At 59.7% G+C, this 13,851-nt stretch carries 9 protein-coding genes and 1 pseudogene; 7 read left to right on the plus strand and 3 right to left on the minus strand.

Features of this window, described 5'->3' with window-relative positions:
- Nucleotides 1–131 precede the first annotated feature (131 nt).
- The 3 genes and pseudogenes from K349_RS19605 to K349_RS16450 all read left to right on the plus strand — a co-directional run bounded on the left by K349_RS19605 (nt 132) and on the right by K349_RS16450 (nt 3,865).
- Nucleotides 132–1,648, plus strand: a pseudogene (locus tag K349_RS19605) (TRAP transporter permease).
- Between the two features lie 202 nt (nt 1,649–1,850).
- Complete coding sequence (locus K349_RS0104975; protein ID WP_169731305.1) at nt 1,851–2,933, plus strand: MCP four helix bundle domain-containing protein; 1,083 nt, start codon at nt 1,851–1,853, stop codon at nt 2,931–2,933.
- Nucleotides 2,912–3,865, plus strand: coding sequence for a methyl-accepting chemotaxis protein (locus tag K349_RS16450; protein ID WP_026368744.1), 954 nt, complete (start codon nt 2,912–2,914; stop codon nt 3,863–3,865). Before K349_RS0104975 ends, K349_RS16450 begins: the two co-directional genes overlap by 22 nt.
- 9 nt (nt 3,866–3,874) lie before the next feature.
- Here K349_RS16450 and K349_RS0104985 read toward each other — a convergent pair whose 3' ends face one another.
- The 3 genes from K349_RS0104985 to K349_RS0104995 all read right to left on the minus strand — a co-directional run bounded on the left by K349_RS0104985 (nt 3,875) and on the right by K349_RS0104995 (nt 5,623).
- Entirely contained in the window at nt 3,875–4,579 is a 705-nt protein-coding gene (locus K349_RS0104985) for a tRNA-dependent cyclodipeptide synthase (protein WP_026368745.1), read from the minus strand.
- Nucleotides 4,580–4,718: 139 nt separating this feature from the next.
- Nucleotides 4,719–5,174 (minus strand): GNAT family N-acetyltransferase, encoded by a 456-nt coding sequence (locus tag K349_RS0104990; protein WP_034264884.1) that lies wholly within the window; start codon nt 5,172–5,174, stop codon nt 4,719–4,721.
- A gap of 80 nt (nt 5,175–5,254) precedes the next feature.
- On the minus strand, nt 5,255–5,623 hold the full coding sequence (locus K349_RS0104995; protein ID WP_026368747.1) for a nuclear transport factor 2 family protein: 369 nt from the start codon (nt 5,621–5,623) through the stop codon (nt 5,255–5,257).
- Between the two features lie 674 nt (nt 5,624–6,297).
- On the opposite strand from K349_RS0104995, the gene K349_RS0105000 reads away from it, so the two are divergent.
- The 4 genes from K349_RS0105000 (at nt 6,298) to K349_RS0105025 (ending at nt 13,850) form a co-directional block, all read left to right on the plus strand.
- Complete coding sequence (locus K349_RS0105000; protein WP_026368748.1) at nt 6,298–7,863, plus strand: GNAT family N-acetyltransferase; 1,566 nt, start codon at nt 6,298–6,300, stop codon at nt 7,861–7,863.
- Nucleotides 7,864–7,978: 115 nt separating this feature from the next.
- On the plus strand, nt 7,979–9,271 hold the full coding sequence (locus K349_RS0105005) for a LuxE/PaaK family acyltransferase (protein ID WP_026368749.1): 1,293 nt from the start codon (nt 7,979–7,981) through the stop codon (nt 9,269–9,271).
- A gap of 135 nt (nt 9,272–9,406) precedes the next feature.
- Nucleotides 9,407–12,121, plus strand: coding sequence for an acyl-CoA reductase (locus tag K349_RS0105010; RefSeq protein WP_026368750.1), 2,715 nt, complete (start codon nt 9,407–9,409; stop codon nt 12,119–12,121).
- Between the two features lie 604 nt (nt 12,122–12,725).
- A complete protein-coding gene (locus tag K349_RS0105025; protein WP_026368751.1) occupies nt 12,726–13,850 on the plus strand; it encodes a DUF3798 domain-containing protein in 1,125 nt (374 codons plus the stop codon).
- Nucleotide 13,851 lies beyond the last annotated feature (1 nt).

Below are 13,851 nucleotides of genomic sequence, written 5' to 3' on the forward strand. Positions count from 1 at the left end.
CACTGTACATCACGTTCATGTTCGATGCCTTCAGCATCCGCGGTTCCGCCGTTCTGTCCGACTACGTCATGGGGACCGTCCTCATCGTCTGCATCCTCGAAGCGACGCGGCGGTCCGTGGGAAAGGAACTCATGCTGTTGGCCATCGTCTTTCTCCTCTATGGCTTTTTCGGGGACTACATCCCCGGTGTGTTGGGGCATACGGGTTTCACCTTCAAGCGCATCATCTATCAATTGTACCTGTCGTCGGAGGGAATCTTCGGTGTTGCCCTGGGCGTCTCCTCCACGTACATCTTTCTGTTCATCCTTTTCGGCGCCTTTCTCAACGCCACGGGGATGGGGCAGTTCATCAAGGATATCTCTCTCACCTTGGCGGGGCGTACCATCGGCGGTGAGGCGAAGGTGGCCATCATCGCCAGCGGGCTCATGGGCATGATCAACGGCAGTGCCGTGGGCAACGTGGCCGCCACGGGAACGTTCACGATTCCTCTGATGGTGCAGAAGGGATTCCGCCCTGTCTTTTCCGCGGCGGTGGTGGCCGTGGCGGGAACGGGAGGCATGATCTGCCCCCCGTCATGGGCGCGGCGTCGTTCATCATGGCGGAGTTCCTGGGAATCCATTACGCCAAGATCATGCTCGCTGCCGCCATTCCTGCCGTGCTCTACTACCTGGCGGAATATGCGGTGGTCCACATCGAGGCAGTGCGGCTGGGGATGCGCAAGCTCTCCGCCGAGGAAATTCCCAGCCCGTGGAAAGTCCTGCGCGAGCGGGGTCAGCTTCTCGTTCCCATCGTGGTGATCGTCTATCTGCTTCTCGTGGGACGCACGCCTCTCTACGCGGCGTTTTACGGCATCGTAACCTCCGTGGCGGTGAGTTTCCTCAGCAAAGCCACCCGCATGTCCCTGAAGACCTTCCTTGGCGCGCTGGAACAGGGAGCCCGGGGAGCTGTTGCGGTGGGCATGGCCTGCGCGGTGGTGGGCAACGTCATCGGCGTGGTGAACCTCACGGGGCTCGGACTGGTTCTCGGGGACAACATCGTCTCCCTCGCGGGAGGCAACGTGCTTTTCACGGTCTTTCTCACCATGGTGGTGAGCGTCATCCTTGGCATGGGGCTGCCCACCACGGCATGCTACATCGTCACCGCCACCATCGCGGCCCCCGCCCTGCTGCAGCTCGGCGTGGAACCCCTGGCGGCCCACATGTTCGTCTACTATTTCGCCTGTCTCTCCAATGTGACGCCCCCCGTTGCCATCGCCTCCTACGGTGCGGCGGGTATTTCGAACCAGAAACCCGCCGAGGTGGGATGGACGGGGTTCCGTATTTCCCTCGCAGCCTTTCTTATTCCCTTCACCTTCGTGTACAATCCGCAGCTCCTTCTCGTCGGGGGCAACGCCGTCTCCATTGCCATGGCCACCGGGACGAGCATTGTCGGTGTGATCGCCCTCGCGGCGTCGCTCCAGAACTTTCTCCTCGCACCCCTTTCGCTGCTCCAGCGGGCCATGCTCTTTACTGGGGCGGTGTTGCTCATCTTCCCAGGGATCGAGACCGACGCGGCGGGGACGATTCTCGCCATTGCGGTCTGGCTCTGGCAGCGCCGGAATGTTTCCCGGGGAAGGAGTGCGCCGGAGGGCATTCCCGTCGAGGGATAACGGGTCAATGGCGCGGCAAATGTGTATACGTGTATAAATGAGTACAATGGAAGGAGCGACACTCCTTCGAGGTGCGGTGATGCTGAAGAAATTCGACACCGCGCTTCGAAGGGTTTTCAGGCTGCGAGAAACACTGTTTGAGGAGGGGCTCCGAAGGTGCTGTATTTCTTACGGTCGAGTCGGAAGAAAGGGGCGATGGTGTGTGCGGATCGGCGCGAAACTGACAGGCGCTTTTGCCGCGGTGACGCTCGTGTGTGCCGTGGTGGGATTTCTCGGATCCTTCGGTATCCAGCGGACGGCCGGGCAGGTGGAGGACATGGCGGAGGTGCGCCTGCCCCGTGTTCGCTGCCTTCTCCTGCTTCAGGAAAGCCAGCAAGGTATTCGGGCGGCGGAGCGGAGCCTCTTGAACCTCGCCGCATCGGCGGACGAACGCCGCCGGGCTTACCAGGACCTGGAGATCCAACGGAAGAAGACCGGGGAGAATCTGGAGACGCTTGCAGCTCTTCTGGGGCGCGCCACCGAGGAAGACGCGCTCTTTCAGGCTTTTCGCAGCGCCGAGGCGGAACGCACCAAGGGGATCGAGGATTTCCTTACCCTGTCCGGGAAACTCGACGAGACGGGCATTGGCAATCCCGCGGCGTTCGAGGCGGAACTTGCCGTTCTCGAGGTGGCTCATCAGAAATGGCTCCTGGACCTGAGCCGGGCGGTCATGACGGAAATGCCCTTCCGCGGCAACGTGGATGCGGCGGAAAGTGCCATGGGGAAATGGCTTGCCTCCTTCAGTGTGAAGAACCCCGCACTGGTGGATCTCTTCGGACCGCGCATCCTTGAACAATACAAGATTCTTTATGCTGCGGCGGAGGGCATTCGGGAACAGCTTAACAGGGACGACATCACCGACGAAGACATGGGCGACATCCGCTTCGCTTTCGCCTATGAATGTCTTCCTGCGGCGGATGCCATCGGGGATATCTTCGACCGGGCGCGGAAGATCGTGGGCGATGCGGTGGCGATCCAGAATGTGATGAACAAACAGGTGCTCGAAACGAACGGTGCAGCCTTCGATACCGCGATTGCCGCGCTGGATGCTCTTGTGAGCGCCGAGCTACAGGCGGTGGATGCCGCGAGGGTGGAGGCGGCTGCGGTTTCTTCCGGAGCGGGGCGTCTCGTTTTTGTGGGCATTGCCGTGGGTGCCGGACTCTCCATCCTGCTGGGATTTCTTCTCACTCGGAGCATTACGAGACGGCTGGGACGTGTCATGGCATGGCTCTGGCGAACCGTGTAAGAGAGAAGGATCTCTCCGCAACAGCGGATGCGGAGGGCGCAGCGGGGAGCGATGAACTGGGCGACCTGAGCCGGACCTTTGGCGACATGACGCTTTCCCTTCGGGACATCGTGTCGGGTATCGCCGTTGAGGCGGACGAGGCGGGGGGACGTTCCGAGGCCTTGGCTGCCCTTGCCATGGATGCGGTGACCGAGATGGTCCGGAACGCTTCCGTGTCCCTGGCCGGTACGGTGAAGGAGATGCACGCCCTCGAGGAACGGAACCGCGCGATCGTCGGTCATATGGAGCGCCTCGACGGGGCCGTGGCGGAAGTCTCTTCCTTCGTAACCACCATCACGGGGATTGCGGACCAGACAAACCTTCTGGCCCTGAACGCCGCCATCGAGGCGGCCAGGGCAGGGGAGGCGGGACGCGGTTTCGCCGTTGTCGCCGAGGAAGTGCGGAAGCTCGCCGAGGAATCCGCCCAGGCGGCCAAGCGGGTGCAGGATCTCATCGGCTCCCTGGGAACATCCGCCAAGACCTCTGTTGCCGCCACGGGAGAAATGGCGGAGGTTCTCAAGAGAACCCTGGCGGATTCCGCCGCATCAGGAGAGCGGCTCGATCTCTCGATGGAACGCATCATCCGCACGAGCGACCTGATTCGGAACATGGCTGCCGCTGCGGCGGAACAGTCCGCAGCCAGCAGTGAGATGACCGAGGCTCTCGGTGCGGTGACCCGTTCCACCGAGGCCATGGTGGAAGCCATCCGGGGCATCGAACGTGCCTCGGAGGAGACCGCGGCGGCGGCGGAGAGTGTTGCCACCGAATCCCAAGCGCTGGCGGAAAGCTCGGGGCGAATGACCGCCCACGTCTCTCAGTTCCGCCTTACCGGGGTGGAGGCACCTCGCGTCGCGCTGCCGGGTGGCAAGAGGAACGACGTGCGGACAGCGTGAGTTCGTGTCTCATCCGTCCGGAGCTTCCTCCGAATACGCCTCGACCGATGCGATGTTGCCGATGATGTAGAGTCTGGAATAGATGCGGGGGAAAAAATTGAGGCACATCAGTTCGGAGTAGATGGATCCGATCCTGCCGGGGTAGACGTTCAGATTGTAGTGGATGCCGTCGTGCATGAAGCCGGTCGCGAGTTCGGGCAACTCGTTGAGAAGGTATCGGGAAAGCGTTTCGATTGCGTCCTCGTCGAGACGGCTGACGATGCTCCCGAGATTTTTTTTCGTTATCGCGATGAGCGCGTTTCTGAAGTCGTCATTCTCGGCGTATTCTTCCTTGAAGATCTGGAGGTTGTGGCAGAAAAAAGGGTCGTAGACGATGTCCGTCCAGTCGAGGAGAACGATCTTTTCGGAGAGTTGCGGGGGAAGCGCCGACATGGCCTGATCGCACAGGAGGCGCACCTCCTCCGCTTTCCGGAAGGCCTTGTCGATTGCCGAAATCGGCTTGCTCCTGTCGAAGACAAGGTTGTTGATATGCTGAATGATGTCGACGATCACGATGGCTACGCGTTCCTTTGTTCGCACGGCGGCCCATGCCATGAAGTCGTACAGATATTCCCTCGTGAATTTTTTGTTATTGATGCTGATGCCGAGGTAGGGGTTCCACCTTCGGGATTCGATGTGTTCGAGAGTGGTATTGAAGAGCGAAGCGATTCGCATTGCCCTCACCTCCGGCTTTTCGGTTGGCGAAACGAATTCTTCGTCGGAGTGTCCGTCGAACGGGAAACGGTAGGTTCTCGCCGGGCACGCCTCATCCTCATCATGGGTTTCGCGCACGGAGTTCGGATGGGACGGTCTCTTAAGAGGAGGTGTCGAAGTCCATTCCCAGCAAAAGGTACTCCGTCGAAAGCCCATGACGCTGGTAAAAACTGCGCGCTCTTTCGTTTGCCTGCATGACTCCCACTTCAATCTCGTCCATGCTGTGTTCTCTGGCCCTGCCGACGGCATATTTCAGCAAGGAGGCGCCTGCGTTTCTGCCCCTGTGTTTTTCGGAGACGATCAGTTCGTTGATGAGGACTGTGCCGTTTCTGTGGTACAGGCTTCGGTAGAACAGGAGCGAAAGAAATCCGATTACCTCGTCCTCGTGCTCGCACACGTAGTTTTCGTATGTTTCGTCCTGTGCGTCCATGTTCGCGAAGTGACGCCGCAGGTCGTTTTCGTCGAGGGGACGGTCCTCTCCGAGGGCTGTGCTGAGTTCCTCAAGGAGCAATGCTACGCGAGGCAGGTCCGCTTCGATCATTTTTCTGACGCGCATGTTTGCCTCCACGGTGATCAGGTCTCCCGTGCGTTTTTCGATATGTACTCTCCGGGGGATTCTTTCTGTCGAGTTCCGGTTCATGTCCGTTCTTTGGGGATCGGAAAGTTCTGTTGTCTGCAAAAGGTCAGCCTGTCCCAGCAACCTCGCTGAAAAACGATTTTCGAATCGACGATCCGGAAAAAAACACACCCCCGCAGCCCCAGAGGGTCGCGCCATTCCATGATTGCCCATTTTCCATCCTTGAACATGTTTTCGACGATACAGGTCATGTTTGCGGCGGCGAAACCGTCCGTGAACATTTTTCGGATGGCCTCGCGCCCCTTGATGGGGTCTCCTGCCGCGACCTGGTGGTTGACGGTGTCATCGCTGTACAGGTTAGCCAGGGAATCCGGGTCCGCGTTGTTGAATGCCTCCACGAATTTTTGCAACACATATTTAGGGGTCATTATGCGTTTCTCCTGTGAGAGAGGCATTTCCCCTCCGGGTGATTCGTGCCGTTTTCGGCTTGACGCCGATTTGTGGTGGTGCGAATGGCACAGCATGCATGCTCAACCTGGTTCAATGGTCTGAAATAAAAGTTATCTTGTTCGCTTTATGATCACACAGCTTGCAAGGTAGAATAAAACAATGCCTACGCGTGCGTCAAGCATCAGGGATTTCAGTGGGGCTTATTGGATACATGTAGACTTCGAGATCTGAGGGATCTCTGAATAAGGCTGCGTCAGCTCCGCAAGGCGCCTCGCAGAGCCTGACGCGACCCGAGTCAAGGGAAAGTGAAAGGCCTTTATTCAGAGCTTCCCTGAAGTTGAGAAAGTTTTCGAAAGCGGAGACAGTGACAATCTCCCTCTGAAGCGGAAAGTACTCTCACAAGAGGTTCACCCCAAATACTTAATAATAAATTTAAATTTATTTTCTTAAAGATTCAATCAAGAGAGAAAGAATCCCTTGTCCTGTCTGTATAACTGGCGTACCATGGGAAAAAAGAACGCGGTTTTTCGGTGAGGGAACGGCTGACGTTGTTCTTTCCGGAAACGGCGCCAGTATTTTGTCGTCGAAGGCGATGTGTCGATTCGGTTTTCCTTCGGAAAATGTGTAATGTGTTAGGAGGTGAGCGCTGTTCATGCGTCAGGGAGACGAGTTGCGCATCGTGGTGCCCGATTCCATTGAGTATCTTGCTCCACTTCAGCGGCTGGTGGATGAGCTGGCCGCGAAGATCGGTTTTGAAGAAATGGCCCGGAGAGAGATACAGCTCGGTTTCGAGGAGGCGTTCGTAAATGTGGTGGAACACGCCTTCGATCCCGGCGAACAGGCCTCTTTCGAGGTATGCCTTCGGGCGGTTCCTTTGGGGATGGAGGTCGTGGTGCACGACGAGGGGCTTCCCTTCGACCCCGGCCTGGTGCCGGAGTACGCTCCGGAACATCTCAAGGCAGGAACACTTTCCGAGGGACAGGGAGAAGGCGGACTCGGCATCTTCCTCATGCGGCACCTCATGGACGAGGCGACCTTCGTCAACCTCGGAAGAAAGGGAAAGGAAACCAGACTGATCAAGTATCTGCCGAGAAAATCCGTGCAAGAACTCTCGCATGGAGAGGAATTGGCCGCCTGGGAGATGCCCGTCGAGGAAAAAACCGCAGTCTCCGTCTCGCCGCCGGAGCGGATCGCCTATTCCATCCGTCTTCTCGAACCTCGGGACGCGGTGGAGGTGGCTCGTTGCGCCTACCGGGCCTATGGATATTCCTACCCGAACCCTCACATCTTCTTTCCCGACCGGGTGGTTGACCTGAACGCCCGAGGAAGCCTCGTCTCCGCCCTTGCGGTGACCCCGGAGGGGGACATCATGGGCCATGCCGCGCTTGAGGTGCCTTCCGACGACCCCGGGGCCCCCGTCGAGATCGGCATGGCTTTCGTGAAACCTGCTTATCGAGGGCAGGGGTGTCTGCATGATCTGACCACCTTTCTTCTTGACGAGGCGCGCCAGAGAGGATTTGGCGGAGCGTACGTCCAGTCCGTGACCACCCATCCGGCTTCCCAGAAGGCGGGCCGTTCCGTGGGATTTCGCGAGTGCGGACTCTTCGTCGGTGCCTACCCCGAGACCATGAATTTCAAGAAGCTCGGTGGCGAGGTGGGGCAACGCCTGAGTCTGGTTCTGGCCTTCCTGCCGCTGGTTGTCTTTCCCGCTGAAACACTGCACTGTCCTCTGCGGCACCGGCGCATGCTCGAGCGCCTTTTCGTGGAACTGGACATGCACCCGCGCATGGTTTTTCCACGTGGTCTGCGCCCGGAGCTGCCCCCGGGACAGGGCGAAATGCGCGTGTCCGTCACGGAGACGACGGCGACGGCGGAGATCAACCTCGTTGCTTTCGGAATGGAGACGAAAGCGGCGGTACAGGCGGTGGTGCGGCAGCTTTGCCGAAAAAAAATCGAGTTCATCTCCCTGCGGCTTCCTCTCAGAGATCCTACGACTCCCTTCTTCTGCGACGTCCTGGAGGAAGAGGGATTTTTCTTCGCCGGAGTTCTTCCCCACGCTTCCCGGGGGCCTTTTCTTCTTTTGCAGTACCTGAACAATCAGATCATCGACTACGGCAGAATCAGGATTGCCTCGGACGTTGCGGGAGAACTGCTGGCCTACGTTCGCTCCTGCGATCCCGGTGAGGACGTGCCGTCGCCTTCCGCTGGAAACGCCTGAAATGTCTGTTGCCGGAGAGCGCGTGGTGGTGCTCCGTGCCTCGCCTTTCAGCGGGTGAGCCGGCGGGGCAATGTGTTGTGCGCCGCTATAACGGGTATTGCGAGGAGGAATGGCTATGGCGCGATGTATGGGATGTATGGAACGCCCCGAGGAGGACGCTTCCCGGAAGCGGAAGCACGGAGAGGATGCCGTTGAAATGCCTGAAGAAACAGGAAAGGATGGACTGAGAGCGTTCACCCCCGGGAACGGCGCAGAGTACGAGCGTGACGGAGGGCTTTTCCCCGTCGCGGATGCCCTCTGTTCCCTCGAGGACGCCTTTGCTTTTTCTCCGGAGAGGGATTCGCTTTTTACGGAGGCACTTTTCGAGAATTACCGGTACCAGTACGAGCGACACCCCTTTCTGCGCTTTCTTGCGGTCCGCGGCGGGTTTTCTCCGGAACGGGCGAAAGCCTCGGGAGACATCTACGACATTCCCCCCCTTTTCGTGGGAACGCTCAAGCTCCATCGTTTCTGCTCCGTTCCGGACGAGGAGGTTGTCCTAACGCTCACCAGTTCGGGGACGAGTGGTCAGAAAACACAGCTTTTGCTGGACACGCCCTCTCTCGCCAGGCTTGAGGCGCTCTCCCGGTCTGTCTTCCGGGGGCTCGGTTTTGAGAGTACCGAACCTGTGCACTATCTGCTCTTCGGCTACGAACGGGAGCACGCCGGAGCGGTGGGAACGAGCTGGAGCACCGAACAGAAGATGGTCTGTGCTCCGGCCAAGACCGTGTCCTGGCTTATCCGATGGGACGATGCCTCGCAGGAGTTCGAGTTCGACGCCGTTGCCGCGGCCCGGCGCATTGCCGAATTGGCCGAGGACGCGCCGCTCCGGTTTCTCGGCTTTCCCGCCTTCATGTACCGTGCGGTGGAAGAGCTGCGGAAGATCGCTCCCGGACTCCGGGTCGATCCCCGGAGCTTCGTCATCGCCGGAGGCGGATGGAAGAACTACGCGGGAGTTCCCCTGAGCCAGGAGGTATTTGCCCGTTTCCTCGAGGAATCCCTGGGGCTGCCGAGGGAGAACGTGCGGGACGTGTTCGGCATGGCGGAGCACGGTGTTCCCTATGGAGCGTGCCGCTATGGGCATCATCACGTACCCATCTTCGGGCGGCTCTCCGTCCGGGATCCCAGAACGCTGGAGGTGCTTCCTCCCGGTGTCGAGGGGCTCTTGCATCTGCTCACTCCCTACAACACCGCCCAGCCGAACTGCTCTCTTCTTGCCACCGACGTGGCCCGCCTCGAGGAGGACTGCCCCTGTGGTCTTCCCGGAACATACATCGCTTCGGTCCGGCGGGGAGGTACGTCCAAGCACAAGGGATGCGCCATCGCGGCTCAGGAGATCCTGGATCGCATGGCTCGTACGGGCGCGTGAGCGGAGGCATTCCTGCCCGGTGTTTCATGGATGGCTCGATGTGGGCACCGGTGTTTCGCCGTCGGGTTCCCTGTTCCGCGGTGCTGCATAGACCGTGAGAGTTCCGACAAAGACGAAATGTGAGGAGAGAGGATCATGGAAGCGACCCAGCGCCACTACTTGTTCGGTGAGTTTCTCGAGCTGCCCCAGGACCTGCCCGAGGCGACGGCGGCCCGATTTTTCAATGAGACGTTTCTGGCGGAACGATCCCGTGCCTTCGCGGCGGTTCCCGTGGACGATGTGCTTGGAGTGCTGCACCGCACGGGAAGGTTGCTCGTCGATCCCAAAGGTTCCTATCGCAGGCGCATTCTGGAGAACATGCCCGCCGTGACGGGCTATTCCCCGGCGCTCGTGGAGAAGGGTGTGGAGGTACTGGGGACGCTGCTCTCCCGGACGTTTCTCCAGGAGCGCCTCTCTTGTCTTGGGAACTACCGGGCGCTGGACTGTTTCGTCCCCTGGGGGCGGGGGAAGCTCTCCCGGGCGGTTCCGCTTGGGGCGGTCTGTCACGTCGCCGCGGGAAACATCTTCCTCGGCTCCGTGGATTCCCTCGTGCTCGGCATTTCGACGAAGAACGTGAATGTTCTCAAGATCTCCCGCCAGGATCCGCTTTTCCCGTTTCTTTTTCTCGAGGCACTTCTCGAAGCCGATCCGAAGGGGCTGGTTGCGCCCTACCTGGCTGTCACGTCCTGGAGCAGGCGCAATGCGGCGGTCGTGTCCCTCGTGAAGCGGGTTTTCGACGGCATTCTGCTTTTCGGCGGCGAGGATGCCGTGCGGGAATACAAGAAGGACCTCGCTCCGAAGACGCAGCTTCTCGCCTTCGGTCCGAAGATCAGTTTCGGCGTCGTGACGGAAGGGCTCGACGACGAGGAACTCCGGGAGGCCGCGAAGGGGTTCGCCCTCGATGTCACGCTCTGGGAGCAGAGAGCCTGCACGAGTTGCCAGAATGTCTTCGTGGAGGATGCCGGAGCGGACGCATCGGATCTCTTCGGGGACGACTCCTCCTACGTGGTGCGTTTTTCCCGCTATTTCGCGGACGCCCTGGCGGAGCAGGCGAAGGTCTTTCCGCCCGGAAGGGCGGAGCTGGACGAGCTGGTGGAGATCCGCAAGGAACGGGAACTGGCTGCGTGGAAAAGCTTTCAGGGGAAGGCGCGGTTGTTCGAGGTCGCCGGCGGTGACGCTACGGTGATTCTCCAGGAGGGGGCGGACGTGGTGCCCTCTCCGCTCAACCGGACGGTCTACGTGAACCGTGTGCGGCGGCTCGAGGATGTGACTGAAGGCAATCTCCGCGTCATGGGTTACTACATGTCCACCGTGGGTCTTGCGGCGCCGGAGGAGCGGCTGCAAAGTTCTCTGGAGGCCATGCTCGGTCTGGGCGTGCTCCGTTTCTGTCGTCCCGGCACGATGGGTCTCGGTGCCGATCCGTCCGCGCCTCACGACGGCGTTTTCATTCCTCTGCAGCTCGTGCGCTTCGTGAACCGGGAGGACATCTCCCCGGATCTGCTCGGCCAGGATTTCCTCTTTCGGGAGAGCCGGGACCGGGAGCTGCTCGCCCGGATCAACGCCATTCTGGAGACCGCCACGGCGAGTCCCTTCTATCGGGAGCGCTATGCTTCGCGTGCGCTTTCTCTTCCTCTCGCATCACTCGACGACCTGAAAAACGTTCCCTTTCTCGAAAAGGCGGACCTGGCGGCCCATTGCCCTCCCTTCGACATGACCATGCTCACCCGGGAGCCCCGGGGAGCCTATTTCTTCGCCTCCGGAGGAACTTCGGGAAAACCTCGCTATGTCGCATGGTCCGCTGAGGAGTTTGACCTTGCGGGACATCTCACGGGGCGGGGATTTCGGATGCTTGGGATCGGCCCGGAGGACACGGTGGCGAATCTCCTCCGGGCGGGGGCGCTCTGGACGGGATTTCTCGCCTTCGATCGGGCGCTCGAGGAGACGGGGTGCCGCATTCTCTCCATGACCTACAACCAAAGTGACGAGGAAACCCTGGAGATGCTCGCCACGTTTCGCCCCACGGCGATCATGGCCATGTCCAGTGCCCTCGTCTCTCTCGCGGAGGCGGTGGAGCGAACGGGCTGGAGCGGTTCGGTGCCGAAGGTTTTCTTTACGGGAGAGCCTCTTCCCGAGTCGGCCCGGGAGTACGTGTCGCGGCTCTTCCGGAGCGAGTGCATCGCCTCGCCGCTCTATGGCGCCGTGGAGATCGGTCCCATGGGATACCAGTGTCCCCACTGCAGCCCCACGGAATTCCACGTCACCGATGAATGGTGTTACATGGAACTTATGGAGGACGGAGAAATCGTGGCCACCACACTAGAGAGGCACCTTCACCCTCTGATCCGCTATCGTCTTGGAGACCGGGCGGAGTGGGTCGCGGGGGCATGTGCATGCGGCTCCCGGTCACCCCGGTTCCGCCTTCTCGGCAGGACCGACGACTACGTGCGGGTTCACTTCGGAAAACTGTATCTGGAGGAGGTCGCCCAGGCACTTCGCGCCTTTCCGGAGCTCTCCTCGGATTTTCAGATCGTTGTGGACCCGTTGGGAGAGCGTGCTCGGGTGACCTTCACCGTGGAAAGCCTTCCGGGACGCCTTTCCGGGCTTCCCAGGACTCAGGAGTCCAGGGATACGAGGGATACGGTGGAACTGGAGCGGCGCATCTGCGACGCCATCATTGCCAAGGCGAAGGTCTACGCGGATCCGCGCAATCTCAAGCTCGAGGAACTGGTAGCTCGGGTCGTTCCGCCCCAGTCCATTCCCCGGGTGGAGCGCACGGGGAAAATCCGTCGTATCGTGGACAGAAGGGTTTAAGAGAAGCCTTTTGACCTTCCTGTAAAAAATTAGTTTGGTGTGCCCAGGGGAAAATGGATTGATGGAAAGAGAGGTGTCTGATATATTACGGGACAGAGGCATCAATCCAGGCGGTTTCTTCACGAGTGATCTCATGCGTGTGCTGTGGAAAACTCGTTGTTTCAGAGAGCATTTCCTTTCTTCCTCATGGTAAAGAGGATCGTTGTTGTTTCCCGCGAGGCGGAACGTTTCTTTTTCTCGTTTGGATTCCAAGATGCGGCCGTCTCCGGTTGCTCGCATCGCGGATGTTCTTTTCATGGAATCTTTGGTGGCATGGCGGCTGCTGTTCACAGGAGCCGGGGTCTTTTGACCCCTTTCGGGTAAAGAGTTGAGATTCCTGCTACAATGTTTTTCGTGGGGGCGTGTTTGTGCCCGAGTGTTCCGTAACCGTGAGGACAAGGCGCAGCGTCGATCCTTTGCGGAAATACGTGTGGATGGAAGCGAGGTGGTGCGGGGCATCGGAATCTGCAAGGCCGGAAAGAATCCTCTTGCGCGCGGAACGGTGCACTGAAAAAAGACGATCCGGCCGCACGGAGCCGGGTGAGTGAAAAGGAGGTCGTTGCGGGTGTTCAAAAAAAGCATTTTGGGAGTCCTTGTACTTGCGCTTCTGGTGAGCCTCTGCGGCATGGCTTTCGCGGGCCAGCCCAAGGTGGGCATCATGACGGGGACCACGTCTCAGGGTGAGGAAGAGTATCGCGCCGCTCAGGAAATGATCAAGCAGTGGGGCGCGGACCGCGTCATTCACGTGACCTATCCCGACAAGTTCATGGACGAGCAGGAGACCACAATCCAGCAGATCCTCAGCATGGCCCAGGATCCCGATGTGAAGGCCATTGTCCTCGTTCAGGGCGTTCCCGGCACTGCCGCCGCCATCGACAAGGTGAAGGAAATCCGCCCGGACATGTTCTTCATCAACATCGTGCCCCACGAAGATCCGCTCATGTCCGCCCAGAAGGCCGACATCTGTCTCGAGACGGACAACCCTGCCCGCGGCATCAGCATCATTGAGATGGCCAAGAAAATGGGCGCCAAGACGTTTATCCACTACTCCTTCCCCCGGCACATGTCCTATCCGCTTCTCGCCAACCGGCGGGATATCATGATCGAGGAATGCAAGAAGCAGGGCATCGAGTTTGTCTTCGTCAATGCCCCCGATCCCACGGGTGACGCAGGGATCGCTGGTGCCCAGCAGTTCATTCTCGAGGACGTGCCTCGCCAGGTGGAGAAGTACGGCAAGGATACGGCCTTCTTCAGCACGAACTGCGGCATGCAGGAACCCCTCATCAAGTCCGTGCTGAAGACCGGGGCGATCTATCCCGAGCAGTGCTGCCCCAGCCCCTATCACGCCTATCCCGGGGCCCTCGGCATTGAAATTCCCGCCGACAAGGCCGGCGATGTGGCCTTCATTCTCGAGGCTATCAGCGCGAAGGTGAAGGAGGGTGGCGGTGCGGGACGGTTCGCCACGTGGAAGATTCCCGCCACCATGGGCATGGCCTACGCCGCGACGGAATACGCCTTTGGCATTGGCGATGGCTCCATCAAGGGATATGACAACGGCAAGATGGTGGAACTGCTGAAGAAGTACTGCGGCGACGGCATCAAGACCAGCACCTACGTCGCTCCCGACGGCAAGGAGAAGGCGGACAATTTCATCCTCTTCGTCGGCGAGTCCATCATCTTCGGTCTGTAAT

Source organism: Aminiphilus circumscriptus DSM 16581 (assembly GCF_000526375.1).
Classification (GTDB): domain Bacteria; phylum Synergistota; class Synergistia; order Synergistales; family Aminiphilaceae; genus Aminiphilus; species Aminiphilus circumscriptus.